This is a genomic window from Providencia sp. 21OH12SH02B-Prov (assembly GCF_027362595.1).
GTDB classification, from domain to species: Bacteria; Pseudomonadota; Gammaproteobacteria; order Enterobacterales; family Enterobacteriaceae; genus Providencia; species Providencia zhejiangensis.
Genome location: NZ_CP114797.1, coordinates 118649 through 144973, shown reverse-complemented (window position 1 = coordinate 144973; position 26325 = coordinate 118649). Strand labels below are relative to the sequence as shown.

Annotated in this window: 24 protein-coding genes and 5 pseudogenes; 19 read left to right on the top strand and 10 right to left on the bottom strand. The window is 57.0% G+C overall.

Annotated elements, in window-relative coordinates; genetic code table 11:
* Positions 1-146: 146 nt before the first annotated feature.
* From O7C57_RS20790 to O7C57_RS21790, 3 genes are all read left to right on the top strand, one after another.
* A complete protein-coding gene (locus tag O7C57_RS20790; protein ID WP_000122922.1) occupies positions 147-1874 on the top strand; it encodes a DUF7146 domain-containing protein in 1728 nt (575 codons plus the stop codon).
* Complete coding sequence (locus O7C57_RS20785; protein ID WP_000268337.1) at positions 1861-2139, top strand: hypothetical protein; 279 nt, start codon at positions 1861-1863, stop codon at positions 2137-2139. Before O7C57_RS20790 ends, O7C57_RS20785 begins: the two co-directional genes overlap by 14 nt.
* A 72-nt stretch (positions 2140-2211) precedes the next feature.
* On the top strand, positions 2212-2433 hold the full coding sequence (locus tag O7C57_RS21790) for a hypothetical protein (RefSeq protein ID WP_000714163.1): 222 nt from the start codon (positions 2212-2214) through the stop codon (positions 2431-2433).
* A gap of 181 nt (positions 2434-2614) precedes the next feature.
* Here O7C57_RS21790 and O7C57_RS20775 read toward each other — a convergent pair whose 3' ends face one another.
* The 4 genes from O7C57_RS20775 to intI1 form a co-directional block, all read right to left on the bottom strand.
* On the bottom strand, positions 2615-3619 hold the full coding sequence (locus O7C57_RS20775; RefSeq protein WP_000427619.1) for an IS110-like element IS5075 family transposase: 1005 nt from the start codon (positions 3617-3619) through the stop codon (positions 2615-2617).
* A 78-nt stretch (positions 3620-3697) separates the two neighbouring features.
* On the bottom strand, positions 3698-6670 hold the full coding sequence (locus tag O7C57_RS20770; protein ID WP_001138073.1) for a Tn3 family transposase: 2973 nt from the start codon (positions 6668-6670) through the stop codon (positions 3698-3700).
* A 2-nt stretch (positions 6671-6672) separates the two neighbouring features.
* Positions 6673-7230, bottom strand: coding sequence for a recombinase family protein (locus O7C57_RS20765; RefSeq protein ID WP_001162012.1), 558 nt, complete (start codon positions 7228-7230; stop codon positions 6673-6675).
* Between the two features lie 296 nt (positions 7231-7526).
* On the bottom strand, positions 7527-8540 hold the full coding sequence (gene intI1, locus O7C57_RS20760) for a class 1 integron integrase IntI1 (protein ID WP_000845039.1): 1014 nt from the start codon (positions 8538-8540) through the stop codon (positions 7527-7529).
* Positions 8541-8685: 145 nt separating this feature from the next.
* On the opposite strand from intI1, the gene aadB reads away from it, so the two are divergent.
* From aadB to O7C57_RS20740, 4 genes are all read left to right on the top strand, one after another.
* On the top strand, positions 8686-9219 hold the full coding sequence (aadB, locus tag O7C57_RS20755) for an aminoglycoside nucleotidyltransferase ANT(2'')-Ia (protein ID WP_000381802.1): 534 nt from the start codon (positions 8686-8688) through the stop codon (positions 9217-9219).
* Positions 9220-9375: 156 nt separating this feature from the next.
* Positions 9376-9723, top strand: a complete 348-nt coding sequence (locus tag O7C57_RS20750) for a quaternary ammonium compound efflux SMR transporter QacE delta 1 (RefSeq protein ID WP_000679427.1) — start codon at positions 9376-9378, stop codon at positions 9721-9723.
* Positions 9717-10556 carry a sulfonamide-resistant dihydropteroate synthase Sul1 gene (gene sul1 / locus O7C57_RS20745; RefSeq protein ID WP_269724010.1) on the top strand — a complete coding sequence of 280 codons (840 nt, stop codon included), beginning with the start codon at positions 9717-9719 and terminating at the stop codon, positions 10554-10556. The genes O7C57_RS20750 and sul1 (O7C57_RS20745) overlap by 7 nt, the downstream gene beginning before the upstream one ends.
* Positions 10557-10960: 404 nt before the next feature.
* On the top strand, positions 10961-12502 hold the full coding sequence (locus tag O7C57_RS20740; protein WP_000050481.1) for an IS91-like element ISCR1 family transposase: 1542 nt from the start codon (positions 10961-10963) through the stop codon (positions 12500-12502).
* 232 nt (positions 12503-12734) lie between these two features.
* On the opposite strand, the pseudogene groEL reads toward O7C57_RS20740, so the two are convergent.
* Together groEL and groES are read right to left on the bottom strand one after the other, a co-directional pair.
* A pseudogene (gene groEL / locus O7C57_RS20735) lies at positions 12735-13640 on the bottom strand (chaperonin GroEL); the annotation flags it as partial.
* A gap of 55 nt (positions 13641-13695) precedes the next feature.
* On the bottom strand, positions 13696-13986 hold the full coding sequence (groES, locus tag O7C57_RS20730) for a co-chaperone GroES (protein WP_004201172.1): 291 nt from the start codon (positions 13984-13986) through the stop codon (positions 13696-13698).
* A gap of 193 nt (positions 13987-14179) precedes the next feature.
* Here groES and cutA point away from each other — a divergent pair, with 193 nt between their 5' ends.
* The 3 genes and pseudogenes from cutA to O7C57_RS21780 form a co-directional block, all read left to right on the top strand.
* Positions 14180-14509 carry a divalent-cation tolerance protein CutA gene (gene cutA, locus O7C57_RS20725; protein WP_004201171.1) on the top strand — a complete coding sequence of 110 codons (330 nt, stop codon included), beginning with the start codon at positions 14180-14182 and terminating at the stop codon, positions 14507-14509.
* 4 nt (positions 14510-14513) lie between these two features.
* Positions 14514-14888: pseudogene (locus O7C57_RS21785) on the top strand (protein-disulfide reductase DsbD domain-containing protein); the annotation flags it as partial.
* Between the two features lie 90 nt (positions 14889-14978).
* Positions 14979-15545: pseudogene (locus tag O7C57_RS21780) on the top strand (hypothetical protein); the annotation flags it as partial.
* Between the two features lie 10 nt (positions 15546-15555).
* Here O7C57_RS21780 and O7C57_RS20710 read toward each other — a convergent pair.
* Genes O7C57_RS20710 through O7C57_RS20700 form a run of 3 tightly spaced genes read right to left on the bottom strand, consistent with a single transcriptional unit; the run spans position 15556 to position 17380 of the window.
* Positions 15556-16194 carry a phosphoribosylanthranilate isomerase gene (locus O7C57_RS20710; RefSeq protein ID WP_004201168.1) on the bottom strand — a complete coding sequence of 213 codons (639 nt, stop codon included), beginning with the start codon at positions 16192-16194 and terminating at the stop codon, positions 15556-15558.
* A 4-nt stretch (positions 16195-16198) separates the two neighbouring features.
* Entirely contained in the window at positions 16199-16564 is a 366-nt protein-coding gene (gene ble / locus O7C57_RS20705; protein WP_004201167.1) for a bleomycin binding protein Ble-MBL, read from the bottom strand.
* A 3-nt stretch (positions 16565-16567) separates the two neighbouring features.
* Positions 16568-17380, bottom strand: a complete 813-nt coding sequence (locus O7C57_RS20700; protein WP_004201164.1) for a subclass B1 metallo-beta-lactamase NDM-1 — start codon at positions 17378-17380, stop codon at positions 16568-16570.
* A gap of 298 nt (positions 17381-17678) precedes the next feature.
* Here O7C57_RS20700 and O7C57_RS20695 point away from each other — a divergent pair.
* The 7 genes and pseudogenes from O7C57_RS20695 to O7C57_RS20665 all read left to right on the top strand — a co-directional run.
* Positions 17679-17885, top strand: a pseudogene (locus tag O7C57_RS20695) (DMT family transporter); the annotation flags it as partial.
* On the top strand, positions 17879-18718 hold the full coding sequence (gene sul1 / locus O7C57_RS20690; protein ID WP_000259031.1) for a sulfonamide-resistant dihydropteroate synthase Sul1: 840 nt from the start codon (positions 17879-17881) through the stop codon (positions 18716-18718). The pseudogene O7C57_RS20695 and the gene sul1 (O7C57_RS20690), both read left to right, overlap by 7 nt.
* 404 nt (positions 18719-19122) lie before the next feature.
* Positions 19123-20664 (top strand): IS91-like element ISCR1 family transposase, encoded by a 1542-nt coding sequence (locus O7C57_RS20685; RefSeq protein ID WP_000050481.1) that lies wholly within the window; start codon positions 19123-19125, stop codon positions 20662-20664.
* A gap of 330 nt (positions 20665-20994) precedes the next feature.
* Positions 20995-21651 carry a quinolone resistance pentapeptide repeat protein QnrA1 gene (locus tag O7C57_RS20680; protein WP_012579084.1) on the top strand — a complete coding sequence of 219 codons (657 nt, stop codon included), beginning with the start codon at positions 20995-20997 and terminating at the stop codon, positions 21649-21651.
* Positions 21652-21894: 243 nt separating this feature from the next.
* Positions 21895-22125, top strand: a pseudogene (locus tag O7C57_RS20675) (DMT family transporter); the annotation flags it as partial.
* The gene (gene sul1 / locus O7C57_RS20670) at positions 22119-22958 is read left to right on the top strand and encodes a sulfonamide-resistant dihydropteroate synthase Sul1 (protein ID WP_000259031.1); all 840 of its coding nucleotides are present in this window, start codon (positions 22119-22121) and stop codon (positions 22956-22958) included. The pseudogene O7C57_RS20675 and the gene sul1 (O7C57_RS20670), both read left to right, overlap by 7 nt.
* Before the next feature lie 127 nt (positions 22959-23085).
* Entirely contained in the window at positions 23086-23358 is a 273-nt protein-coding gene (locus O7C57_RS20665) for a hypothetical protein (protein ID WP_004883563.1), read from the top strand.
* 181 nt (positions 23359-23539) lie between these two features.
* On the opposite strand, the gene O7C57_RS20660 is transcribed toward O7C57_RS20665, so the two are convergent.
* Positions 23540-24544, bottom strand: a complete 1005-nt coding sequence (locus O7C57_RS20660; RefSeq protein WP_000427619.1) for an IS110-like element IS5075 family transposase — start codon at positions 24542-24544, stop codon at positions 23540-23542.
* A 227-nt stretch (positions 24545-24771) separates the two neighbouring features.
* Here O7C57_RS20660 and chrA point away from each other — a divergent pair, with 227 nt between their 5' ends.
* Both chrA and O7C57_RS20650 read left to right on the top strand, forming a co-directional pair.
* A complete protein-coding gene (gene chrA / locus O7C57_RS20655; RefSeq protein ID WP_000184001.1) occupies positions 24772-25977 on the top strand; it encodes a chromate efflux transporter in 1206 nt (401 codons plus the stop codon).
* A 10-nt stretch (positions 25978-25987) separates the two neighbouring features.
* Complete coding sequence (locus O7C57_RS20650) at positions 25988-26293, top strand: PadR family transcriptional regulator (RefSeq protein WP_000130000.1); 306 nt, start codon at positions 25988-25990, stop codon at positions 26291-26293.
* Positions 26294-26325: the final 32 nt, after the last annotated feature.

Here is a 26325-nt window from a genome sequence, read left to right as displayed (position 1 = left end):
GACCTTTTTAAACCCCTCGCCGGGGAGAACTCCCCGGCTGGGGAGCCTCCTTGGCACATTCTCCCGGTGTCGGGGTTTCCTTAAAACCCTGGCGACGGGGGTTTAAGGAAGCCTCGATGCTGGGGTTCACGCTAAGGAGAAAACCTATGTCTTACTACAAAGCTGACACCGTTCGTGAAGCTGCAAACGGAAACTGGCTATTCATCCTGGCGGCCCTAGCGCCCCATCTTGAACCAGCTCTCCGTAAACCTGGTCGTCATGTTTCTTGTCCTATCCACGGCGGGAAAGATGGCTTCCGACTGTTCAAGGATGCCCACCTGACTGGTGGCGGCGTATGCAATACATGCGGTGCCAATCATGATGGTTTTGAGCTGCTGATGTGGCTCAATAACTGGGACTTTAAACAGTGCCTGAGCGAGGTTGGTGATTATCTGGGCGTTGAGAAAGAGCAACCCCAGTATCAACAAGCCGCTGCACCGACACGAGCTCCTGTCCAGGCCAAAGCGCCTGTTCAGCAAGAGCCTATGAAGGTGAATAACAAGGTTCTCGATTCCAAGAATCGTAAAAAATCCATTGCCGGTACTCTGATTGCCCACGGTAAAGCTCCTTATGAGCATAACGAAGACAACGAGCTCAGCTACTTTGCCTTCATCCGTGACAAGAGCGGTTTGGAACGCACCATCTGGGGCGTGGATCTTGAAAGAGCCATTGGTGAAAGTGAAGCCAAGTATGGGGATGAGATCGTCATGACAAACCTCGGGCGCGAGCCTGTAACTGTCGTCGTTGAAGTTAAGGACGAGCAGGGGAATGTTGTGAGAGAACAACCTATGCAAACGCATCGCAACACCTGGCTGGTGGAACGTCGCGGCGCTACGGTAACGCAGTTCCGCGCTCGCTCGAACGGTGGTGTTGAGCCGGTGAGTCACCATGTTGAGTCGGCCCCTGTGGTCAACCGCAAGGTAGAAACTCCGGCACCGCAAGTACAACCTGCGGCCACACAACCGGAAGAGCAAAGCAGCGAAAATAAGCCGAAAGTTGTTCCGATGTTTCGTGAACAACCTAAGCCTTGGTTGCTTGAGCTCCAAGAAGAAATGGAGAAGAGAATGGAGCGCGAACGCGCTTACAGTGCTCGTCTCCGTGAGAAAATCGAGAAGGTATGGAACGAGTGTTTGCCGTTCTCCAGTCATGTGACTGAGCCAATGCGTCTGTACTTCAAAAACCGCGAGCTGCTGTTCAAAGTTGATGAAGTAGAAAAAACAGACTGTCTGCGGTTCAATCCGGCTATGGCCTACTACGACGAAGATGGCAATGAAGTTGGGAAATTCCCGGCTATCGTCTGCGCTATCCGAGATGTGGAAGGCAACCTGGTAACGCTCCACCGCACCTATCTCACCCAAAACGGTAAAAAAGCCAAGGTCGGCAACGCCAAAAAGATGATGCCCATTCCTGACGGTTTGGATGTCAATGGCGCGGCCATCCGCCTCGGTGAACCGACTGAGGGTATCCTGGGTGTTGCAGAAGGGCTGGAAACAGCTCTGTCAGCTTATCGAGTCACTCAAATCCCGGTTTGGTCAACGGTCAATGCCACCCTAATGGAGTCCTTCGAGGTTCCAGAAGGTGTTCACACCGTACTGATCTGGGCTGACAAAGATAAGTCTGTGACTGGGGAGAAGTCAGCGAACGTGCTGAAAGCCAAGCTGGAGAAGCGCGGCATTCGTGTGTACGTCCTGCTGCCTAAGCTCCCGATCCCGCCCAGAGCGAAAGGGATTGACTGGAACGATGTCCTGATGAGTCAGGGAAGCCTCGGTTTCCCGAATGCTCGCTACCTGCGCGATTTCATTGCGAGAAGGAGAGCTGAGTATGGCCGTCATTGATGTCTCGAAGGTTGATACAACGCCTGGTAACGACGCGGTGTGCCCCTTCTCTCCCCCTGAGGGGTGGGAGGGGGACTCTGCGGCCTACGTTGAGCTTATGCGGTCTCGGTATCGTCATCTGATGCACGGCCAGAGAATGATGGTGACAGCCTCCTTCGCAAGAAGGGAGCCTATCCAAGTTACTGGCCCGTTTGCTGATGAAGCGACGAAGATCATTAACTCAATGAAGATGAACAAGGCGAAGCCAACAGCTTTGTCTGCCTAAAACTTTAACCCTGAGGGGGTGTTCATGCCCTCTCAGGCATGATTCGCCTCCTCTTCAACTATGGAGGTAATCATGAAAAAGTTTTTGCGTATTAAGACGTGGTTTGTGCGTCTTTTCTCTCCTGACAAGAAGACTCTGGGAGCTATCGGTGAAGACCTGCGTAAGGTCGCCGTAACAGCCATCGGTGTCGGTATTGTAGGGGTCGTCTCAGAAAACGGAATCTATGGTCACTCCCGTTTTTGCAACACCGATTTTGACGACAAGTTGGCTTGCTTGAATCTATCCGGCGTCTGAATGGGATTTTATTCCCGCGCCTCGATGAGTTCCGCGCCTGATGAACCTCCAGAAAATATACGGCTTCAATGAGCCTTTCCGTTTTACAGGTTCCTCAACAGGCCGGTGGGCCGTTAGTATCATCAATATCAGTATTCGCAAAACCAGATGAATGATTGTTTAAACTGGTGTATTTCTGCCTTTATGCTTCGTAAGTTTGCTGTCGCGCCGTCAGTGCCCAGGCTATTCTGGCCAGCTTGTTTGCCAGAGCACAGGTGACGACAAAGTTGCTTTTCCGACACAACAACTCCCTGACCCAGTCGGCCAACTTGCCAGACTGGTGTTCCAGTTTTTGTATGAATACCCTGGCACACTGAACCAACAAAGTTCGGATCTTTTTGTTGCCCCGCTTGCTAATCCCTAACAATGTCGTCCGACCTCCCGTGCTGTACTGTCGGGGTACCAGCCCTGTTGCCGCCGCAAAGTCACGGCTGCTGGCGTACTGCTTCCCGTCGCCAATCTCAGTTGAAATAGTACTGGCAGTCAGCGTTCCAACGCAGGGAATACTCAGCAAGCGCTGTCCAACCTCATCTTCGTCCAACTTTCGTTTCAACTGAGATTCCAGATCTTTAATCTGCTCAACAAGATAGTGATAATGCTGTTGTAATTTCAGCAGTAACTGGCTGAGATAAAGAGGCAAACTACTGTCCTCAAGAAGGGTACTCAGTCGACTAATAACGGCAGCACCTCGCGGAACGCTGATACCAAATTCCAGCAGAAAAGCATGCATCTGATTAGTTGTTTTCACCTTATCCTGAACCAGGGATTCACGGACACGATGCAGAGCTCGCATTGCCTGCTGAGATTCGGTTCTGGGCTGCACGAAACGCATAGATGGACGTGATGCTGCTTCACAGATAGCTTCAGCATCAACGAAGTCATTTTTGTTGCTTTTAACGAATGGGCGGACAAATTGCGGTGATATCAGCTTTGGAAAATGCCCTAACTCTTCCAGCTTGCGTGCCATAAAGTGAGAACCGCCACAGGCTTCCATCGCGATGGTTGTTGCCGGGCATGTCGCCAGAAATTCGATTAGCTTTGGTCGGGTGAATTTTTTACGGTAAACGGCCTTCCCACGATGATCCTGACAATGAATATGGAAAGAGTTCTTACCCAGATCGATACCAATAAGCGCAATGTTTTCCATGATGGTTCTCCGAATGAAAGCCTGTCCTCAGCATAGTACTGGGAAGGAGGGAGTGACCATCTCATTAAATAAAGCACGCTAAGCCGGTGGCAGCGGTCGCAATGGCCTAAACTTCCCCGCACCGACCTTGGCGCTGCTGCGCCATAGGTAATCGCCGGTCAGGTTGATGTGCTCCCACCCCAGCGGCGACAGATATTGCAACAATGTGTCGTCCAGCGCCGTGCCGTTGCCACGCAAAGCACTGGTGGCACGCTCCAGATATACCGTGTTCCACAACACGATGGCCGCCGTCACCAGATTGAGGCCGCTGGCCCGGTAGCGCTGCTGCTCAAAACTGCGGTCGCGGATTTCACCCAATCGGTAGAAGAAGACCGCCCTGGCCAGCGCGTTGCGCGCCTCGCCCTTATTCAGCCCCGCATGGACGCGGCGGCGCAGCTCCACGCTTTGCAGCCAATCCAAAATGAACAGCGTGCGCTCGATGCGCCCCAGCTCGCGCAACGCCACGGCCAAGCCGTTCTGGCGCGGGTAGCTGCCGAGTTTGCGCAGCATCAGCGAAGCCGTTACCGTGCCTTGCTTGATGGAGGTGGCCAGCCGCAGAATTTCATCCCAATGGGCGCGTATTTGCTTGATGTTCAGCCTGTCGCTGCTAATCATCGGCTTGAGCGCGTCATAGGCGGCATCGCCCTTGGGGATGAATAGCTTGGTTTCGCCCAAGTCACGGATACGCGGCGCGAAGCGAAATCCCAGCAAATGCATCAAGCCAAACACGTGATCGGTGAAGCCTGCCGTGTCGGTGTAGTGTTCCTCGATGCGCAAGTCCGACTCGTGGTACAGCAGGCCATCAAGCACGTAAGTTGAATCACGAATGCCCACGTTGACCACCTTGGCACTGAAGGGCGCGTACTGGTCGGAGATATGGGTGTAGAAAGTCCGTCCTGGACTGCTTCCATACTTCGGGTTGATATGACCAGTGCTTTCTGCTTTGCTGCCGGTTCTGAAGTTCTGGCCGTCCGACGATGACGTGGTGCCGTCACCCCAGTTGCCGGCGAAGGGTTGCCGAAACTGCGCATTCACCAGCTCGGCCAGCGCCGTCGAATAGGTTTCATCGCGGATGTGCCAGGCTTGCAGCCAAGACAGCTTGGCGTAGGTGGTGCCAGGGCAGGACTCGGCCATTTTGGTCAGACCCAGGTTGATCGCGTCGGCCAGGATCGTCGTCAACAGCAAGGTTTTGTCCTTGGCCGTGTCGCTGGTCTTCAGGTGTGTGAAGTGGCGGGTGAAGCCCGTCCATTCATCGACCTCCATCAGCAACTCGGTGATTTTGAGGTGCGGCAGCAGCATAGCTGTCTGGTCGATCATGGCTTGCGCGGCGTCTGGTACTGCCGCGTCCAGCGGCGTGATCTTCAGGCCTGACGCGGTGGTGATGATGGCATCCGGTAAGTCGTTGGCCGCAGCCATGCGGTTGACTGTGGCGAGTTGCGCCTCCAACAATTCCAACCGGTCATGCAGGTATTGGTCGCAGTCGGTGGCCACTGCCAGCGGCAATTCGCTGGCCAGCTTCAAAGTGGCGAACTTCTCGACCGGCACCAGGTATTCGTCGAAGTCCTTGAACTGGCGAGAACCCTGCACCCAGACATCACCGGAGCGCAGCGCGTTCTTCAGCTCCGACAGGGCGCATAACTCGTAGTAACGCCGGTCGATGCCGTCGTCGGTCAGAACCAGCTTTGCCCAGCGCGGCTTGATGAATGCGGTTGGCGCATCGGCGGGCACCTTGCGCGCGCTGTCGCTGTTCATGCCGCGCAGCATGTCGATGGCATCGAGCACACCCTTGGCGGCGGGCGCAGCCCGCAATTTGAGCACGCCCAGGAACTGCGGCGCGTAGCGGCGTAGCGTGGCATAGCTTTCACCGATGTGGTGCAGGAAATCAAAGTCGGCAGGCCGCGCCAATGTTTGCGCTTCGGTGACGCTGGCGGCGAAGGTGTCCCAGGGCATAACGGCCTCGATGGCGGCGAACGGATCGCTGCCGCTTTGCTTGGCCTCAATCAACGCTTGACCGATGCGCCCATACATCCGCACCTTGTCGTTGATCGCCTTGCCGGAAGCCTGGAACTGCTGCTGATGCTTGTTCTTGGCCGCGTTGAACAGCTTGCCGATGATGCGATCGTGAAGGTCGATGATTTCATCGGTGACGGTGGCCATGCCTTCGATGGCCAGCGCTACCAGCGTGGCATAGCGTCGTTGCACCTCGAACTTTGCCAGATCAGCAGGCGTCATCTGGCCACCTTCACGAGCGATTTTGAGCAGGCGGTTCTGGTGAACCTGCCGCTCGATGCCTGCGGGCAGATCAAGTGCTTGCCAGGATTTCAGGCGCTCAATATGTTCGAGCATGTGGCGAGAGTTCGGTTTGGCAGGCGACTGGCGCAGCCATGCCAGCCACGTCACTTTACTGCCGTCCTTGCGCTTGAGAAGTTCGTCCAGGCGCTGACGGTGGGGTGATAACAAAGAATCGGTCAGCGCCGCGTAAATGCGTCGGTTGGCACGGGTGATGGCCTCGGCGCTTGCGCGCTCGATGGCATTCATGGCGGGCAGGATAATGCTCTGCCGCCGCAGATTCTCGACAAGTGCGCTCGCCAGCACGATGCCTTTGTCGGTCTGCAAGGCCAGCTCGGTCAATGTATGCACGGCTTGCCGATAGTGGCTCATGGTGAAGGGCTTGAACCCAAAAACCGTTTGCAGCTCGACCAAGTGCTCCCGCCGTGTCTGTTCGCGCTGGCCGTACTCGCTCCAACTTTCCACTGGCATCTTGAGTTGCGCGGCCACCATGCGCAACAGGGGCGGAAACGGAGGCTCATCGACGCCCAAAAAGGTGCCAGGGAATCGCAAGTAGCAAAGCTGCACAGCGAAGCCCAATCGATTCGCGGCGCCGCGACGCTGACGGATCACCGACAGGTCGGTTTCGTTGAACGTGTAGTGCCGTATCAGTTCGTCTTTGGCATCTGGCAGTGCCAGCAGGCTTTCGCGCTCGGTGGCGGACAGGATTGAGCGGCGTGGCATGGTCAGTCTTCCCGCAGGTACTGGTACAAGGTTTCGCGGCTGATGCCGAAGTCACGGGCCACCAAGGTTTTTTGGTCGCCTGCCGCAACTCGCCGTTTCAACTCGGCAATTTGTTCGCTGTTCAGCGATTTCTTTCGTCCCCGGTAGGCACCGCGCTGCTTGGCCAGCACGATTCCCTCGCGCTGACGTTCGCGGATCAGGGCGCGCTCGAACTCAGCGAAGGCTCCCATGACCGACAGCATCAGATTGGCCATCGGTGAGTCCTCGCCGGTGAACTTCAGCCCTTCTTTGACGAACTCCATGCGCACGCCCCGTTGTGTCAGCCCTTGGACGATGCGGCGCAGGTCATCAAGGTTGCGTGCCAGCCTGTCCATGCTATGCACCACCACGGTGTCGCCCTCGCGGACGAAGGCCAGCAGCCTTTCCAGCTCGGGACGCTGGGTGTCCTTGCCAGAAGCCTTGTCGGTGAACACCCGCGCCACCTGAACACCCTCCAATTGCCGTTCCGGGTTCTGGTCGAAGCTGCTGACGCGGACATAGCCGATGCGTTGACCTTGCAAGATGCCTCCAAAGGCAAAAGTGTCAGGATGAAATCTATTACCTTTGACGGAATATGTCAATCAATAGGAAATTTAACTCTATTCTGACATCGTTTGTCGTTTTCAGAAGACGGCTGCACTGAACGTCAGAAGCCGACTGCACTATAGCAGCGGAGGGGTTGGATCCATCAGGCAACGACGGGCTGCTGCCGGCCATCAGCGGACGCAGGGAGGACTTTCCGCAACCGGCCGTTCGATGCGGCACCGATGGCCTTCGCGCAGGGGTAGTGAATCCGCCAGGATTGACTTGCGCTGCCCTACCTCTCACTAGTGAGGGGCGGCAGCGCATCAAGCGGTGAGCGCACTCCGGCACCGCCAACTTTCAGCACATGCGTGTAAATCATCGTCGTAGAGACGTCGGAATGGCCGAGCAGATCCTGCACGGTTCGAATGTCGTAACCGCTGCGGAGCAAGGCCGTCGCGAACGAGTGGCGGAGGGTGTGCGGTGTGGCGGGCTTCGTGATGCCTGCTTGTTCTACGGCACGTTTGAAGGCGCGCTGAAAGGTCTGGTCATACATGTGATGGCGACGCACGACACCGCTCCGTGGATCGGTCGAATGCGTGTGCTGCGCAAAAACCCAGAACCACGGCCAGGAATGCCCGGCGCGCGGATACTTCCGCTCAAGGGCGTCGGGAAGCGCAACGCCGCTGCGGCCCTCGGCCTGGTCCTTCAGCCACCATGCCCGTGCACGCGACAGCTGCTCGCGCAGGCTGGGTGCCAAGCTCTCGGGTAACATCAAGGCCCGATCCTTGGAGCCCTTGCCCTCCCGCACGATGATCGTGCCGTGATCGAAATCCAGATCCTTGACCCGCAGTTGCAAACCCTCACTGATCCGCATGCCCGTTCCATACAGAAGCTGGGCGAACAAACGATGCTCGCCTTCCAGAAAACCGAGGATGCGAACCACTTCATCCGGGGTCAGCACCACCGGCAAGCGCCGCGACGGCCGAGGTCTTCCGATCTCCTGAAGCCAGGGCAGATCCGTGCACAGCACCTTGCCGTAGAAGAACAGCAAGGCCGCCAATGCCTGACGATGCGTGGAGACCGAAACCTTGCGCTCGTTCGCCAGCCAGGACAGAAATGCCTCGACTTCGCTGCTGCCCAAGGTTGCCGGGTGACGCACACCGTGGAAACGGATGAAGGCACGAACCCAGTGGACATAAGCCTGTTCGGTTGGTAAGCTGTAATGCAAGTAGCGTATGCGCTCACGCAACTGGTCCAGAACCTTGACCGAACGCAGCGGTGGTAACGGCGCAGTGGCGGTTTTCATGGCTTGTTATGACTGTTTTTTTGTACAGTCTATGCCTCGGGCATCCAAGCAGCAAGCGCGTTACGCCGTGGGTCGATGTTTGATGTTATGGAGCAGCAACGATGTTACGCAGCAGGGCAGTCGCCCTAAAACAAAGTTAGGCCGCATGGACACAACGCAGGTCACATTGATACACAAAATTCTAGCTGCGGCAGATGAGCGAAATCTGCCGCTCTGGATCGGTGGGGGCTGGGCGATCGATGCACGGCTAGGGCGTGTAACACGCAAGCACGATGATATTGATCTGACGTTTCCCGGCGAGAGGCGCGGCGAGCTCGAGGCAATAGTTGAAATGCTCGGCGGGCGCGTCATGGAGGAGTTGGACTATGGATTCTTAGCGGAGATCGGGGATGAGTTACTTGACTGCGAACCTGCTTGGTGGGCAGACGAAGCGTATGAAATCGCGGAGGCTCCGCAGGGCTCGTGCCCAGAGGCGGCTGAGGGCGTCATCGCCGGGCGGCCAGTCCGTTGTAACAGCTGGGAGGCGATCATCTGGGATTACTTTTACTATGCCGATGAAGTACCACCAGTGGACTGGCCTACAAAGCACATAGAGTCCTACAGGCTCGCATGCACCTCACTCGGGGCGGAAAAGGTTGAGGTCTTGCGTGCCGCTTTCAGGTCGCGATATGCGGCCTAACAATTCGTCCAAGCCGACGCCGCTTCGCGGCGCGGCTTAACTCAGGTGTTAGATGCACTAAGCACATAATTGCTCACAGCCAAACTATCAGGTCAAGTCTGCTTTTATTATTTTTAAGCGTGCATAATAAGCCCTACACAAATTGGGAGATATATCATGAAAGGCTGGCTTTTTCTTGTTATCGCAATAGTTGGCGAAGTAATCGCAACATCCGCATTAAAATCTAGCGAGGGCTTTACTAAGCTTGCCCCTTCCGCCGTTGTCATAATCGGTTATGGCATCGCATTTTATTTTCTTTCTCTGGTTCTGAAATCCATCCCTGTCGGTGTTGCTTATGCAGTCTGGTCGGGACTCGGCGTCGTCATAATTACAGCCATTGCCTGGTTGCTTCATGGGCAAAAGCTTGATGCGTGGGGCTTTGTAGGTATGGGGCTCATAATTGCTGCCTTTTTGCTCGCCCGATCCCCATCGTGGAAGTCGCTGCGGAGGCCGACGCCATGGTGACGGTGTTCGGCATTCTGAATCTCACCGAGGACTCCTTCTTCGATGAGAGCCGGCGGCTAGACCCCGCCGGCGCTGTCACCGCGGCGATCGAAATGCTGCGAGTCGGATCAGACGTCGTGGATGTCGGACCGGCCGCCAGCCATCCGGACGCGAGGCCTGTATCGCCGGCCGATGAGATCAGACGTATTGCGCCGCTCTTAGACGCCCTGTCCGATCAGATGCACCGTGTTTCAATCGACAGCTTCCAACCGGAAACCCAGCGCTATGCGCTCAAGCGCGGCGTGGGCTACCTGAACGATATCCAAGGATTTCCTGACCCTGCGCTCTATCCCGATATTGCTGAGGCGGACTGCAGGCTGGTGGTTATGCACTCAGCGCAGCGGGATGGCATCGCCACCCGCACCGGTCACCTTCGACCCGAAGACGCGCTCGACGAGATTGTGCGGTTCTTCGAGGCGCGGGTTTCCGCCTTGCGACGGAGCGGGGTCGCTGCCGACCGGCTCATCCTCGATCCGGGGATGGGATTTTTCTTGAGCCCCGCACCGGAAACATCGCTGCACGTGCTGTCGAACCTTCAAAAGCTGAAGTCGGCGTTGGGGCTTCCGCTATTGGTCTCGGTGTCGCGGAAATCCTTCTTGGGCGCCACCGTTGGCCTTCCTGTAAAGGATCTGGGTCCAGCGAGCCTTGCGGCGGAACTTCACGCGATCGGCAATGGCGCTGACTACGTCCGCACCCACGCGCCTGGAGATCTGCGAAGCGCAATCACCTTCTCGGAAACCCTCACGAAATTTCGCAGTCGCGACGCCAGAGACCGAGGGTTAGATCATGCCTAGCATTCACCTTCCGGCCGCCCGCTAAATATCTCCTTTTGGGTTGTTAATAAAACATCCAATAAGTTGACTGTGCGTGAAAAAGAAAGTTTTGTGTGATGGCGTTGAAGATCGCACCGTTAAGCTCTTATGTGGGATGGTGCAGAGCTCGACGACTACCGATAAAACGCAACCGCCGCAAACAGACAAGAAAAAGCCCCAACTGATAACAGTTGGGGCTTCAGTATTGTGATTGGTGGAGCAATAGCACCCTGAACCCAAAACCTTCTCGCTCAACCGGTAGTGGCTGATAACAACTCGTGAGGGCTATTGCGGGTTAAGCATTTAGCGATGTCTAGGGCCAGACTGGACGTCTGAACGCAAGCCGCTGATACTGTACATAACCACAGTATCAGCGGAGGATACCCATGTCGCTGGCAAGGAACGCCACGGCGAGTCAATCGCCCACTCAAACAAACGGTTACGAACGCCACCAACCCGACCAGACGCTGCTCTACCAGCTGGTTGAGCAGCACTACCCAGCCTTCAAAGCCTCACTCGAAGCCCAAGGTCAACACCTGCCTCGCTACATCCAACAAGAATTCAACGACCTCCTCCAATGTGGCCGTCTGGAGTATGGTTTCATGCGGGTTCGCTGCGAGGATTGTCATCACGAGCGTCTGGTCGCCTTCAGCTGTAAACGACGCGGCTTTTGCCCTAGCTGCGGTGCCCGCCGGATGGCCGAGAGTGCGGCGCTGCTGATAGACGAAGTCTTCCCCAAGGAGCCCATTCGCCAGTGGGTGCTCAGCTTTCCTTTCCAGCTACGCTTTTTGCTGGCTCGCCATCCCCAGCTGATGGGCCAGGTCTTGAGTATCGTCTATCGTACACTCTCAACTCATCTGATCAAAAAAGCCGGTTACACCAAAGCCTCTGCACAAACTGGCTCAGTGACTCTTATCCAACGCTTTGGCTCCGCGCTAAATCTCAATGTCCACTACCACATGCTGTTTCTCGATGGTGTCTATGCCGAAGATGACTATGGCAAGCAACGCTTCCATCGTGTCAAGGCACCCACTTACGATGAGCTGAATACGCTCGCTCACACCCTCAGCCATCGCATCGCTCGCTGCATGGAAAAGCGTGGGATTTTGGAGCGTGATGCCGAGAATACGTGGTTGACACTGGAAGAGGGCGAAGACGATACGCTGACTCAATTACATGGTGCTTCGGTTACGTATCGCATTGCCGTCGGCCCCCAGCAAGGGCGCAAAGTCTTCACCCTGCAAACCTTGCCAGGGCGTGAGGATAAAGCCGACTCAAGCAGTCGAGTAGCCAACCATGCTGGTTTCTCGCTACACGCCGGTGTGATGGCCGAAGCGCATCAGCGGGATAAGCTTGAGCGCTTGTGTCGCTACATTAGTCGGCCAGCGGTTTCAGAAAAACGTCTGGCATTAACCGCCAATGGGCAGGTGCGTTACGAGCTCAAAACTCCGTACCGCAATGGCACCACCCATGTGATCTTCGAGCCGCTGGACTTCATCGCCAAACTCGCTGCGTTGGTACCTAAGCCGCGAGTCAACCTCACACGCTTCCACGGCGTCTTTGCACCGAACAGCAAACACCGAGTTCAAGTAACACCCGCCAAGCGGGGCAAGAAGCCCGACAAATCGGAAGGTCTCGATACTAACTGGCGTGACAAGAGTCCTGCAGAGCGCCACCGCGCCATGACCTGGATGCAACGCCTCAAGCGAGTCTTCAATATTGATATTGAAGTCTGCGAACACTGCGGCGGTCACGTCAAAGTGATTGCCAGCATCGAAGATCCGAAGGTCATTGAGCAGATTCTCAAGCATCTGAAACAGAAAACAGCCAAGGCGAATGCCGCCAAGCAGCGTGAGCTGCCACCAGAACGAGCGCCGCCACTGACTCCCAGCCTGTTCGATCCATCACAGAGTCGTCTCTTTGACTGACGACCCCAAATCCAACACTGCTCAACACTGCCAACTTTTAAACGGGGCGGTGGGGCAGTTTGTATCTCTCGAGCTATCAGGCTAGAGATTTTACCGCCAAATCGAACCTTATTAGAGCGGTTTAGGCTGGACCGGCAGTTAAAATTGGGGCTTGAGCGGTAAACGAGTGAGGGAATTTCAGGTAAGATACTTCGGATGAGGAGCAAAAAGGTGGTTTATACTTCCTATACCCGGAAATCACCACGCCGCCGGTCAGGATCGCCATGTCTTCCAGCATCGCCTTGCGACGGTCGCCGAAGCCCGGGGCCTTCACCGCGCAGACCTTGACGATGCCGCGGATGGTGTTGACCACCAGGGTCGCCAGCGCTTCGCCTTCGACTTCCTCCGCCACGATCAGCAGCGGCTTGCCGGCCTTGGCCACGCCCTCGAGGACGGGCAGCAGGTCGCGCACGTTGGAGATCTTCTTGTCGTACAGCAGGATGAAGGGATCATCCAGGTCGGCCGACATCGACTGCTGGTTGTTGACGAAGTACGGGCTCAGGTAGCCGCGGTCGAACTGCATGCCCTCGACCACGTCGAGTTCGTTGTCCAGGCCGCTGCCTTCCTCGACCGTGATCACGCCTTCCTTGCCGACCTTGTCCATCGCCTGCGCGATCAGGTCGCCGATGTTGGCATCCGAGTTCGCGGAGATCGCGCCGACCTGGGCGATTTCCTTGCTGGTCGACGACGGCTTGGACAGCGACTTCAGTTCGCCGACCGCGGCCTTCACCGCCTGGTCGATGCCGCGCTTCAGGTCCATCGGGTTCATGCCGGCGGCGACCGCCTTCATGCCCTCGCGGATGAACGCCTGCGCCAGCACGGTGGCGGTGGTGGTGCCGTCGCCGGCGTTGTCGGAGGTCTTGGAAGCGACTTCCTTCACCATCTGCGCGCCCATGTTCTCGAACGCGTCAGCCAGTTCGATTTCCTTGGCGACGGAGACGCCGTCCTTGGTGATGGTCGGCGCGCCGTAGCTCTTCTGCAGCACGACGTTGCGGCCCTTCGGGCCGAGGGTCGCCTTCACGGCGTTGGCGAGCACGTTGACGCCGCGCACCATCTTGGAGCGCGCGTCTTCGCCGAAACGAATGTCCTTGGCAGCCATTGCGAATTACCTCGAAAAATTATTCGGATGAGAAATGTGTGGGAGCGACGCGCGATCAGCCGAGGATCGCGAACAGGTCGTCTTCCTTCACCACCAGCAGCTCGACGCCGTCCAGCTTCACTTCGGTGCCGCTGTACTTGCCGAACAGCACCTTGTCGCCGACCTTGACCTGCGGCGCGCGGACCTGGCCGTTGTCCAGCACCTTGCCGGTGCCGACGGCGACGACTTCGCCCTTGATCGGCTTCTCGGTGGCCGAATCCGGGATCACGATCCCGCCGGCGGACAGCTTCTCTTCTTCCATGCGCTTGATGACCACGCGGTCGTGCAGCGGCTTGATATTGGACATGGCAACCTCGGTAAATGGTTGATTGACGTGGAAAAACCCGGCGATTTTAGCAGTCGCGCGAAGCGAGTGCCAAACCGCGGACAACAGAACCGGGCGAACCCGGCATGCCACCGAGATGGGGCGGGCCCGCCGACTTTCAAGGGCCGCACGCGGATGTCCGCCAGGCCCGCCGGATCGGGGCAGCCGCTACCCTATGCCGGTGAGCGCCCTGATCTGCTTCTGCACCTGTCCCGACGCCGACAGCGCCGAGCGCATCGCCACCGCGCTGGTGGCCGAGCGCCTGGCCGCCTGCGTCAACCTCCTGCCCGGCCTGCGTTCGGTCTATCGCTGGCAACGCAAGGTCGAGGCCGCGGCCGAGGTCCTGCTGCTGGTCAAGACCAGTGCCGAGGCCTACCCCGCCCTGCAGGAACGCCTGCGCCAACTGCATCCCTACGAACTCCCGGAGCTGCTCGCGGTCGAAGCCGCGTCCGGCCTGCCCGAATACCTGCAATGGCTGGCCGCCGAGAGCCGACCGGTAAACTGAGCCAATGACCGCATCCACGATCCGCCTGCGCCGCTGGCTGGCCGGGCTCGCCCTGCTGCTTGCGCTGCCCGCGACCTCGGCCGTCGCCCAGGACTTCGAACTGCCGCCGGTCGACGAGGTCTTCGTCCTGTCCGCGCAGGCCACCGCGCCGGACCGCATCGAGGTGCGCTGGCGGATCGCCGACGGCTATTACCTGTACCGGCACCGCACCTCGGTCAAGGCCGATGCCGCCTTCACCGGCGCGACCATGGCGCTGCCGAAGGGCAAGGCCTACCGCGACGAATTCTTCGGCGACGTCGAAACCTACCGCAAGGAATTGCTCGGCACCCTCACCGGCACGCCCGCGGCCGGCGCGAGCGCGACCACCCTGACCGTGAAGTACCAGGGCTGCGCCGATGCCGGCGTGTGCTACCCGCCGCAGACCCGCACCCTGAAGGTCGCGTTGCCGGGCGAAGCGGGCGCTGGCGGCTTCGGCTGTAAGGCGCGCGGGCTGCATGATTATGTCGTCAAGAACGGCTCTGCCGATCATCCCAACGCCGAGGTGAAATTCGCACTGGGTGATGTGGTCAACACCATGATCGGCTGCACTAATGGTGAAACGATCATGCTGTGCCACGACACCTCGCTGCCGCGCCCCTATTCTCTCGGCTTTCGGGTGCAAGGCACCGAGGGGCTGTGGATGGACGTCAACAAGTCGATCTATCTGGAGGGCAAGAGCCCACAGCCGCACCGCTGGGAGCCTGCCGAGGGCTGGTTTGCGAAATACGATCACCCGCTATGGAAACGCTACGCCGATCTGGCGGCAGGGGCCGGGCATGGCGGGATGGACTGGTTCGTGATCCACGCTTTTGTCGAGGCGCTGAAGGCCAAGGCCCCGATGCCAATCGACATTTACGACGCGCTGGCCTGGAGCGCGATCACGCCTCTGTCGGAACAATCGATTGCTGAGGGCAATCGCACGTTAGATTTTCCCGACTTCACCCGAGGGCAGTGGCGCACCCGCAAGCCGATCTTTGCGCTGAACGACGCCTATTGATCGACGCGATTTAGGCCAAGCGCACCGCAAAGGCGAAATTGGTAATCTTGTCGGTATCCTTGACGCCCGGCGCGCTTTCGACGCCGCTGGAGGTATCGACCAGCGGCGCTCCGGTGCGCGCAATCGCCTCGGCAACATTCGTCGGATTTAGCCCGCCTGCCAGCCCCCACGGCAAGGCACCGCGATATCCGGCCAGCAGCGACCAGTCGAACGCCAACCCCATGCCGCCGGGCAGCGCGCCTTTGGGGGTCTTGGCGTCGAACAAGATCAAGTCCGCCGCCCCGGCATAGGCTGCGGCGCGTGCGACATCGCTGGCGCTGGCGACGGGCAGCGCCTTCCACACCGGCTTGCCAAACCGCGCGCGCAACTGGGCCACGCGTTCGGGCGATTCCGAACCGTGCAGCTGCAGCGCGTTCAGCTTGGCTGCCACCAGTGCGTCGGCGATGACAGCATCATCCGCATCGACGAACAAACCGACCATGGCGATCTGGCCAGCTGCGCGCGATGTCAAAGCGCCCGCGACATTCGACGTAACCGCACGGGGCGACGCTGGATAGAACACCAACCCGGCATAGTCCGCCCGCGCCGCGATGGTCGCATCGAGCGCCTCGGGTGTGCTGATCCCGCAAATCTTGATTTTCGCGGGCATGCGGTCAGTCGGGGTTCTGGATCAGCCGCACCAGCGTGCAGTCGGGATCGATCAGGTAGCCGATCCTCAGGCCGCTCGCCTCCAGTTGCGGAGCTTTGAAGCGCGGCCAGCCGGTGCTTTTTTCCTCGGCTCCCGCCGCGTTCACCAATGCCACCATGGCATCGAGATCATCCAACCGCAGGCAACAGCCGAACGAGCTCGTAGCTGGGTCGAGGTCAGGATAGGGGAAGAATTCGAGCTGCAAACCGCCGCGCTGCAGGATCATCCAGCCGCGATCCTTCCAACTCGTCGCAAAGCCCAGCTTCGCATAAAACGCCTCTGTCACATCGAAATCGCGCGATGGCAGATTGGGGGTGACGTGGTCAGCCATGGCTCAGCGCAGCTTGTCGGCCATGCGGGCCGTATGAGTGATTGCGGCGCGGCTATCGGGGGCGGAATGGCTCATCACGATCATGCTGGCCTTGGGGAACGCCGCACCAAACGCGCGCGCTGACGCGGCGTAGTGCTCAGTGTCGGCATCACCGAGATTGCCGAGCGACTTGGCCTTGCTGTCCTTGATCAGGCAGCCACCAAAAGCGATGTCGGTGCCGTCGATCCCAACGGTGATATTGTCACTGGTGTGGCCGGGGCCGGGGTAAAATACCTTGAGCGGGCCAAAGTTGGGCGCGGTTGCTGGTTCGACCCAGCCATTGGCGGCGAAAGTCAGGCTGTGTTGCGCCGCAACCATCCCCTCTTGCGGGGCAAGCTGGTTCGACAACGCATTGGCATAAGTCGCAATCCCCGCCGCATGCAGCGCGTCCATACCGCCCATCTTGTCCTGATGCGCGTGAGTCACCACCGCCAGCGCGACCGGCAGGTTGATCTCCTGCTTGATCCAGTTGAGGATCTGGGCGGTCTGGTCATCGGTCCAGGCGGTATCGACCACCAGCACGCGGCCGCCATCCCTGACGATCAAACCGTTGGAAGCGACTGCCCCGAAACCCGGCATGTCGAGATAGGAAGTGTGCTGCCAGACATTCGGTGCGAGCTGGCGGAAAACCAGATCGCCAAACCGTTGGTCGCCAGTTTCCATTTGCTGGCCAATCGTCGGGCGGATTTCACCGGGCATGCACCCGCTCAGCATCAATGCAGCGGCTAATGCGGTGCTCAGCTTCGCGACCGGGTGCATAATATTGGGCAATTCCATCAAGTTTTCCTTTTATTCAGCATTAAAAACCCCGCAAATGCGAGGCCTAGTAAATAGATGATCTTAATTTGGTTCACTGTAGCAAAAATATGGGGCGAATTCAAACATGAGGTGCGACAGTTTCAAAAGCCATATGATAATCAACAAGCTGAGCAAATTTCTCTAATGGTGTAAGCCAATCTAAGGAAGGTGAGAACAAGTACCCTCCACAACAAAACTGAAAATTTTAGTCGATTTAATTCAAATGCTTACAAAGGCGTATTTTTGTACTTGGTGACTTATTCGCACCTTCCCTAACGCTCTGGTTCTGAAATCCATCCCTGTCGGTGTTGCTTATGCAGTCTGGTCGGGACTCGGCGTCGTCATAATTACAGCCATTGCCTGGTTGCTTCATGGGCAAAAGCTTGATGCGTGGGGCTTTGTAGGTATGGGGCTCATAATTGCTGCCTTTTTGCTCGCCCGATCCCCATCGTGGAAGTCGCTGCGGAGGCCGACGCCATGGTGACGGTGTTCGGCATTCTGAATCTCACCGAGGACTCCTTCTTCGATGAGAGCCGGCGGCTAGACCCCGCCGGCGCTGTCACCGCGGCGATCGAAATGCTGCGAGTCGGATCAGACGTCGTGGATGTCGGACCGGCCGCCAGCCATCCGGACGCGAGGCCTGTATCGCCGGCCGATGAGATCAGACGTATTGCGCCGCTCTTAGACGCCCTGTCCGATCAGATGCACCGTGTTTCAATCGACAGCTTCCAACCGGAAACCCAGCGCTATGCGCTCAAGCGCGGCGTGGGCTACCTGAACGATATCCAAGGATTTCCTGACCCTGCGCTCTATCCCGATATTGCTGAGGCGGACTGCAGGCTGGTGGTTATGCACTCAGCGCAGCGGGATGGCATCGCCACCCGCACCGGTCACCTTCGACCCGAAGACGCGCTCGACGAGATTGTGCGGTTCTTCGAGGCGCGGGTTTCCGCCTTGCGACGGAGCGGGGTCGCTGCCGACCGGCTCATCCTCGATCCGGGGATGGGATTTTTCTTGAGCCCCGCACCGGAAACATCGCTGCACGTGCTGTCGAACCTTCAAAAGCTGAAGTCGGCGTTGGGGCTTCCGCTATTGGTCTCGGTGTCGCGGAAATCCTTCTTGGGCGCCACCGTTGGCCTTCCTGTAAAGGATCTGGGTCCAGCGAGCCTTGCGGCGGAACTTCACGCGATCGGCAATGGCGCTGACTACGTCCGCACCCACGCGCCTGGAGATCTGCGAAGCGCAATCACCTTCTCGGAAACCCTCGCGAAATTTCGCAGTCGCGACGCCAGAGACCGAGGGTTAGATCATGCCTAGCATTCACCTTCCGGCCGCCCGCTAAATATCTCCTTTTGGGTTGTTAATAAAACATCCAATAAGTTGACTGTGCGTGAAAAAGAAAGTTTTGTGTGATGGCGTTGAAGATCGCACCGTTAAGCTCTTATGTGGGATGGTGCAGAGCTCGACGACTACCGATAAAACGCAACCGCCGCAAACAGACAAGAAAAAGCCCCAACTGATAACAGTTGGGGCTTCAGTATTGTGATTGGTGGAGCAATAGCACCCTGAACCCAAAACCTTCTCGCTCAACCGGTAGTGGCTGATAACAACTCGTGAGGGCTATTGCGGGTTAAGCATTTAGCGATGTCTAGGGCCAGACTGGACGTCTGAACGCAAGCCGCTGATACTGTACATAACCACAGTATCAGCGGAGGATACCCATGTCGCTGGCAAGGAACGCCACGGCGAGTCAATCGCCCACTCAAACAAACGGTTACGAACGCCACCAACCCGACCAGACGCTGCTCTACCAGCTGGTTGAGCAGCACTACCCAGCCTTCAAAGCCTCACTCGAAGCCCAAGGTCAACACCTGCCTCGCTACATCCAACAAGAATTCAACGACCTCCTCCAATGTGGCCGTCTGGAGTATGGTTTCATGCGGGTTCGCTGCGAGGATTGTCATCACGAGCGTCTGGTCGCCTTCAGCTGTAAACGACGCGGCTTTTGCCCTAGCTGCGGTGCCCGCCGGATGGCCGAGAGTGCGGCGCTGCTGATAGACGAAGTCTTCCCCAAGGAGCCCATTCGCCAGTGGGTGCTCAGCTTTCCTTTCCAGCTACGCTTTTTGCTGGCTCGCCATCCCCAGCTGATGGGCCAGGTCTTGAGTATCGTCTATCGTACACTCTCAACTCATCTGATCAAAAAAGCCGGTTACACCAAAGCCTCTGCACAAACTGGCTCAGTGACTCTTATCCAACGCTTTGGCTCCGCGCTAAATCTCAATGTCCACTACCACATGCTGTTTCTCGATGGTGTCTATGCCGAAGATGACTATGGCAAGCAACGCTTCCATCGTGTCAAGGCACCCACTTACGATGAGCTGAATACGCTCGCTCACACCCTCAGCCATCGCATCGCTCGCTGCATGGAAAAGCGTGGGATTTTGGAGCGTGATGCCGAGAATACGTGGTTGACACTGGAAGAGGGCGAAGACGATACGCTGACTCAATTACATGGTGCTTCGGTTACGTATCGCATTGCCGTCGGCCCCCAGCAAGGGCGCAAAGTCTTCACCCTGCAAACCTTGCCAGGGCGTGAGGATAAAGCCGACTCAAGCAGTCGAGTAGCCAACCATGCTGGTTTCTCGCTACACGCCGGTGTGATGGCCGAAGCGCATCAGCGGGATAAGCTTGAGCGCTTGTGTCGCTACATTAGTCGGCCAGCGGTTTCAGAAAAACGTCTGGCATTAACCGCCAATGGGCAGGTGCGTTACGAGCTCAAAACTCCGTACCGCAATGGCACCACCCATGTGATCTTCGAGCCGCTGGACTTCATCGCCAAACTCGCTGCGTTGGTACCTAAGCCGCGAGTCAACCTCACACGCTTCCACGGCGTCTTTGCACCGAACAGCAAACACCGAGTTCAAGTAACACCCGCCAAGCGGGGCAAGAAGCCCGACAAATCGGAAGGTCTCGATACTAACTGGCGTGACAAGAGTCCTGCAGAGCGCCACCGCGCCATGACCTGGATGCAACGCCTCAAGCGAGTCTTCAATATTGATATTGAAGTCTGCGAACACTGCGGCGGTCACGTCAAAGTGATTGCCAGCATCGAAGATCCGAAGGTCATTGAGCAGATTCTCAAGCATCTGAAACAGAAAACAGCCAAGGCGAATGCCGCCAAGCAGCGTGAGCTGCCACCAGAACGAGCGCCGCCACTGACTCCCAGCCTGTTCGATCCATCACAGAGTCGTCTCTTTGACTGACGACCCCAAATCCAACACTGCTCAACACTGCCAACTTTTAAACGGGGCGGTGGGGCAGTTTGTATCTCTCGAGCTATCAGGCTAGAGATTTTACCGCCAAATCGAACCTTATTAGAGCGGTTTAGGCTGGACCGGCAGTTAAAATTGGGGCTTGAGCGGTAAACGAGTGAGGGAATTTCAGGTAAGATACTTCGGATGAGGAGCAAAAAGGTGGTTTATACTTCCTATACCCGCAAAGGTTGTTGGGAAGGCGCGAACCAACCCCATGTTTGCCTGCCTAGGCAAAGCTCGCCGAAAGAGTTAGCACCCTCCCTGATTAAAGGAAGCCGTATGGATATTATTGATAAAGTTTTTCAGCAAGAGGATTTCTCACGCCAGGATTTGAGTGACAGCCGTTTTCGCCGCTGCCGCTTTTATCAGTGTGACTTCAGCCACTGTCAGCTGCAGGATGCCAGTTTCGAGGATTGCAGTTTCATTGAAAGCGGCGCCGTTGAAGGGTGTCACTTCAGCTATGCCGATCTGCGCGATGCCAGTTTCAAGGCCTGCCGTCTGTCTTTGGCCAACTTCAGCGGTGCCAACTGCTTTGGCATAGAGTTCAGGGAGTGCGATCTCAAGGGCGCCAACTTTTCCCGGGCCCGCTTCTACAATCAAGTCAGCCATAAGATGTACTTCTGCTCGGCTTATATCTCAGGTTGCAACCTGGCCTATACCAACTTGAGTGGCCAATGCCTGGAAAAATGCGAGCTGTTTGAAAACAACTGGAGCAATGCCAATCTCAGCGGCGCTTCCTTGATGGGCTCAGATCTCAGCCGCGGCACCTTCTCCCGCGACTGTTGGCAACAGGTCAATCTGCGGGGCTGTGACCTAACCTTTGCCGATCTGGATGGGCTCGACCCCAGACGGGTCAACCTCGAAGGAGTCAAGATCTGTGCCTGGCAACAGGAGCAACTGCTGGAACCCTTGGGAGTAATAGTGCTGCCGGATTAGCTCGAATGCAAACACAAGAGGCAAATATCACTTGAGTTCCGCGCTGCAACAAGGCAGATTCTGCTATAGCAGAGTATTACCGCCGGAATGCCGTTTCTCTGCTGCCGCAGCCGACGTTATACCTTCCCTTCAAAGGAGGCATTATGAAGACTCAACTGCACGCCGAGCTGGCTCAGGTCAAGCGCTCTTTGGCAATCACCCAACTACTGGGAGCACCAGGCATCTTACTCATAGGCTTGGCACTATGGCATCGCATTTTATTTTCTTTCTCTGGTTCTGAAATCCATCCCTGTCGGTGTTGCTTATGCAGTCTGGTCGGGACTCGGCGTCGTCATAATTACAGCCATTGCCTGGTTGCTTCATGGGCAAAAGCTTGATGCGTGGGGCTTTGTAGGTATGGGGCTCATAATTGCTGCCTTTTTGCTCGCCCGATCCCCATCGTGGAAGTCGCTGCGGAGGCCGACGCCATGGTGACGGTGTTCGGCATTCTGAATCTCACCGAGGACTCCTTCTTCGATGAGAGCCGGCGGCTAGACCCCGCCGGCGCTGTCACCGCGGCGATCGAAATGCTGCGAGTCGGATCAGACGTCGTGGATGTCGGACCGGCCGCCAGCCATCCGGACGCGAGGCCTGTATCGCCGGCCGATGAGATCAGACGTATTGCGCCGCTCTTAGACGCCCTGTCCGATCAGATGCACCGTGTTTCAATCGACAGCTTCCAACCGGAAACCCAGCGCTATGCGCTCAAGCGCGGCGTGGGCTACCTGAACGATATCCAAGGATTTCCTGACCCTGCGCTCTATCCCGATATTGCTGAGGCGGACTGCAGGCTGGTGGTTATGCACTCAGCGCAGCGGGATGGCATCGCCACCCGCACCGGTCACCTTCGACCCGAAGACGCGCTCGACGAGATTGTGCGGTTCTTCGAGGCGCGGGTTTCCGCCTTGCGACGGAGCGGGGTCGCTGCCGACCGGCTCATCCTCGATCCGGGGATGGGATTTTTCTTGAGCCCCGCACCGGAAACATCGCTGCACGTGCTGTCGAACCTTCAAAAGCTGAAGTCGGCGTTGGGGCTTCCGCTATTGGTCTCGGTGTCGCGGAAATCCTTCTTGGGCGCCACCGTTGGCCTTCCTGTAAAGGATCTGGGTCCAGCGAGCCTTGCGGCGGAACTTCACGCGATCGGCAATGGCGCTGACTACGTCCGCACCCACGCGCCTGGAGATCTGCGAAGCGCAATCACCTTCTCGGAAACCCTCGCGAAATTTCGCAGTCGCGACGCCAGAGACCGAGGGTTAGATCATGCCTAGCATTCACCTTCCGGCCGCCCGCTAGCGGACCCTGGTCAGGTTCCGCGAAGGTGGGCGCAGACATGCTGGGCTCGTCAGGATCAAACTGCACTATGAGGCGGCGGTTCATACCGCGCCAGGGGAGCGAATGGACAGCGAGGAGCCTCCGAACGTTCGGGTCGCCTGCTCGGGTGATATCGACGAGGTTGTGCGGCTGATGCACGACGCTGCGGCGTGGATGTCCGCCAAGGGAACGCCCGCCTGGGACGTCGCGCGGATCGACCGGACATTCGCGGAGACCTTCGTCCTGAGATCCGAGCTCCTAGGGATCGCCTCAGAAAACGGAATCTATGGTCACTCCCGTTTTTGCAACACCGATTTTGACGACAAGTTGGCTTGCTTGAATCTATCCGGCGTCTGAATGGGATTTTATTCCCGCGCCTCGATGAGTTCCGCGCCTGATGAACCTCCAGAAAATATACGGCTTCAATGAGCCTTTCCGTTTTACAGGTTCCTCAACAGGCCGGTGGGCCGTTAGTATCATCAATATCAGTATTCGCAAAACCAGATGAATGATTGTTTAAACTGGTGTATTTCTGCCTTTATGCTTCGTAAGTTTGCTGTCGCGCCGTCAGTGCCCAGGCTATTCTGGCCAGCTTGTTTGCCAGAGCACAGGTGACGACAAAGTTGCTTTTCCGACACAACAACTCCCTGACCCAGTCGGCCAACTTGCCAGACTGGTGTTCCAGTTTTTGTATGAATACCCTGGCACACTGAACCAACAAAGTTCGGATCTTTTTGTTGCCCCGCTTGCTAATCCCTAACAATGTCGTCCGACCTCCCGTGCTGTACTGTCGGGGTACCAGCCCTGTTGCCGCCGCAAAGTCACGGCTGCTGGCGTACTGCTTCCCGTCGCCAATCTCAGTTGAAATAGTACTGGCAGTCAGCGTTCCAACGCAGGGAATACTCAGCAAGCGCTGTCCAACCTCATCTTCGTCCAACTTTCGTTTCAACTGAGATTCCAGATCTTTAATCTGCTCAACAAGATAGTGATAATGCTGTTGTAATTTCAGCAGTAACTGGCTGAGATAAAGAGGCAAACTACTGTCCTCAAGAAGGGTACTCAGTCGACTAATAACGGCAGCACCTCGCGGAACGCTGATACCAAATTCCAGCAGAAAAGCATGCATCTGATTAGTTGTTTTCACCTTATCCTGAACCAGGGATTCACGGACACGATGCAGAGCTCGCATTGCCTGCTGAGATTCGGTTCTGGGCTGCACGAAACGCATAGATGGACGTGATGCTGCTTCACAGATAGCTTCAGCATCAACGAAGTCATTTTTGTTGCTTTTAACGAATGGGCGGACAAATTGCGGTGATATCAGCTTTGGAAAATGCCCTAACTCTTCCAGCTTGCGTGCCATAAAGTGAGAACCGCCACAGGCTTCCATCGCGATGGTTGTTGCCGGGCATGTCGCCAGAAATTCGATTAGCTTTGGTCGGGTGAATTTTTTACGGTAAACGGCCTTCCCACGATGATCCTGACAATGAATATGGAAAGAGTTCTTACCCAGATCGATACCAATAAGCGCAATGTTTTCCATGATGGTTCTCCGAATGAAAGCCTGTCCTCAGCATAGTACTGGGAAGGAGGGAGTGACCATCTCATTAAATAAAGCACGCTAAGCCGTAAGTAAGCGTGCTCCTGTGAAAGCCACAGCTAAAACTGCGTAGTACACATAGAGGTATTTTTTTCTAGATTTATATCGAATTTCGTTATCGAATTTCGCTTATTATTGATCAACTCGTTGCAGATCATGAAGGCGAAAGTATGACGAATAACCCTACCGATGACAGCAGACCATGGTCGGTCTTTCTTATTTTTCTGCGGCTTGGATTGACATCTTTTGGCGGCCCCATTGCGCACTTGGGCTACTTCCGCGCCGAATTTGTCACACGGCGGCGCTGGCTCTCCGAACGGAGCTATGCTGACTTGGTCGCGCTTTGTCAGTTCTTGCCAGGGCCTGCAAGCAGCCAGGTCGGCATAGCGGTAGGACTGTCTCGGGCTGGATACAGCGGGGCGCTGGCTGCTTGGGCTGGCTTCACGCTGCCGTCTGCCATAGCCTTGATCCTTTTTGCGCTCGGCATCTCCAGCTATGGCGATTACGTCTCGCAGGGCGCGTTGCATGGCTTAAAAGTGGTGGCTGTGGCCGTGGTCGCTCAAGCAGTATGGGGCATGGCGCGTAACCTATGCACGGATGGGCTGCGAGTCACCATCATGGCAATTGCTACCTGCGTCGTTTTACTTGTGCCGTCCGCGTGGGGACAGGTTGGCGTGATTGCTATCGCAGGCATCGCAGGCCGGTTATTGTTCAAGCCAGCGAAAGTTGTTGAGCATGACCCCCTACCTATCACGGTCAGTCACCGGGCCGGCGTGCTTTGGCTCTCGCTGTTCTTTGTCTTGCTGATTGGCCTGCCGGTGTTGGCCGAACTGATGCCAAGTCAAACCATGGCAATGGTGGATTCCTTCTATCGTGTCGGATCACTGGTGTTCGGCGGTGGTCACGTTGTGCTGCCATTACTGCAAGCCGAAGTGGTGCCCTCCGGCTGGGTCAACAATGAATCCTTTCTCGCGGGGTACGGGGCAGCTCAAGCGGTGCCCGGCCCTTTGTTCACGTTCGCCGCGTTTCTTGGTGCCTCGATGAACACCGCCCCGTCGGGCTGGATCGGCGGCATTGTGTGTCTGCTGGCTATCTTCGCGCCCTCGTTCTTGCTGGTCGTCGGATCAATGCCATTTTGGGAGCGTTTGCGCCGCAATACAGGCATCCAAGCTGCGCTGGCCGGGATCAATGCCGCTGTAGTCGGCTTGCTGCTGGCCGCGCTGTATCAGCCTGTATGGACTAGCGCCATCTTTCAGCCGCAAGACTTCGGCTTGGCATTAGTTGCCCTTGTCGCACTTATGTTCTGGAAGCTCCCGCCGTGGCTGGTTGTCCTCGGTAGCGGTGCAGCTGGGTGGCTGTTGAGCGTCGCTCTGTGAGGCACAAAAAATGACTGACAAAGACCTCTACGGCGGTTTGATCCGCCTGCACATCCTTCACCATGCAGCCGAGGAACCTGTCTTTGGGCTGGGGATCATCGAAGAGCTACGCCGACACGGCTACGAGATGAGCGCTGGCACCGTGTACCCGATGCTGCACGGCCTGGAAAAAAAAGGCTATCTGACCTCACGCCACGAACGCACCGGGCGACGTGAACGGCGTGTTTATGACATCACTGAACAAGGCAGAACTGCACTTGCTGATGCGAAAACAAAGGTCAAGGAGCTGTTCGGAGAGTTGGTAGAAGGTGGTTGAGTTTTTGCTTCTATGTCAGGTTGAGCTATGCC

Excerpts from the sequence above, each read along its gene's own strand:
- cutA (WP_004201171.1), top strand. The coding sequence starts at position 14,180 with ATGCCGGTGAGCGCCCTGATCTGCTTCTGCACCTGTCCCGACGCCGAC.
- O7C57_RS20700 (WP_004201164.1), bottom strand. The coding sequence starts at position 17,380 with ATGGAATTGCCCAATATTATGCACCCGGTCGCGAAGCTGAGCACCGCA.
- sul1 (WP_000259031.1), top strand. The coding sequence starts at position 22,119 with ATGGTGACGGTGTTCGGCATTCTGAATCTCACCGAGGACTCCTTCTTC.
- O7C57_RS20770 (WP_001138073.1), bottom strand. The coding sequence starts at position 6,670 with ATGCCACGCCGCTCAATCCTGTCCGCCACCGAGCGCGAAAGCCTGCTG.
- O7C57_RS20660 (WP_000427619.1), bottom strand. The coding sequence starts at position 24,544 with ATGGAAAACATTGCGCTTATTGGTATCGATCTGGGTAAGAACTCTTTC.
- aadB (WP_000381802.1), top strand. The coding sequence starts at position 8,686 with ATGGACACAACGCAGGTCACATTGATACACAAAATTCTAGCTGCGGCA.
- O7C57_RS20775 (WP_000427619.1), bottom strand. The coding sequence starts at position 3,619 with ATGGAAAACATTGCGCTTATTGGTATCGATCTGGGTAAGAACTCTTTC.
- O7C57_RS20740 (WP_000050481.1), top strand. The coding sequence starts at position 10,961 with ATGTCGCTGGCAAGGAACGCCACGGCGAGTCAATCGCCCACTCAAACA.
- O7C57_RS20665 (WP_004883563.1), top strand. The coding sequence starts at position 23,086 with ATGGACAGCGAGGAGCCTCCGAACGTTCGGGTCGCCTGCTCGGGTGAT.
- O7C57_RS20680 (WP_012579084.1), top strand. The coding sequence starts at position 20,995 with ATGGATATTATTGATAAAGTTTTTCAGCAAGAGGATTTCTCACGCCAG.
- sul1 (WP_000259031.1), top strand. The coding sequence starts at position 17,879 with ATGGTGACGGTGTTCGGCATTCTGAATCTCACCGAGGACTCCTTCTTC.
- O7C57_RS20710 (WP_004201168.1), bottom strand. The coding sequence starts at position 16,194 with ATGCCCGCGAAAATCAAGATTTGCGGGATCAGCACACCCGAGGCGCTC.
- groES (WP_004201172.1), bottom strand. The coding sequence starts at position 13,986 with ATGTCCAATATCAAGCCGCTGCACGACCGCGTGGTCATCAAGCGCATG.
- sul1 (WP_269724010.1), top strand. The coding sequence starts at position 9,717 with ATGGTGACGGTGTTCGGCATTCTGAATCTCACCGAGGACTCCTTCTTC.
- intI1 (WP_000845039.1), bottom strand. The coding sequence starts at position 8,540 with ATGAAAACCGCCACTGCGCCGTTACCACCGCTGCGTTCGGTCAAGGTT.
- O7C57_RS20785 (WP_000268337.1), top strand. The coding sequence starts at position 1,861 with ATGGCCGTCATTGATGTCTCGAAGGTTGATACAACGCCTGGTAACGAC.
- ble (WP_004201167.1), bottom strand. The coding sequence starts at position 16,564 with ATGGCTGACCACGTCACCCCCAATCTGCCATCGCGCGATTTCGATGTG.
- O7C57_RS21790 (WP_000714163.1), top strand. The coding sequence starts at position 2,212 with ATGAAAAAGTTTTTGCGTATTAAGACGTGGTTTGTGCGTCTTTTCTCT.
- chrA (WP_000184001.1), top strand. The coding sequence starts at position 24,772 with ATGACGAATAACCCTACCGATGACAGCAGACCATGGTCGGTCTTTCTT.
- O7C57_RS20685 (WP_000050481.1), top strand. The coding sequence starts at position 19,123 with ATGTCGCTGGCAAGGAACGCCACGGCGAGTCAATCGCCCACTCAAACA.
- O7C57_RS20650 (WP_000130000.1), top strand. The coding sequence starts at position 25,988 with ATGACTGACAAAGACCTCTACGGCGGTTTGATCCGCCTGCACATCCTT.
- O7C57_RS20790 (WP_000122922.1), top strand. The coding sequence starts at position 147 with ATGTCTTACTACAAAGCTGACACCGTTCGTGAAGCTGCAAACGGAAAC.
- O7C57_RS20750 (WP_000679427.1), top strand. The coding sequence starts at position 9,376 with ATGAAAGGCTGGCTTTTTCTTGTTATCGCAATAGTTGGCGAAGTAATC.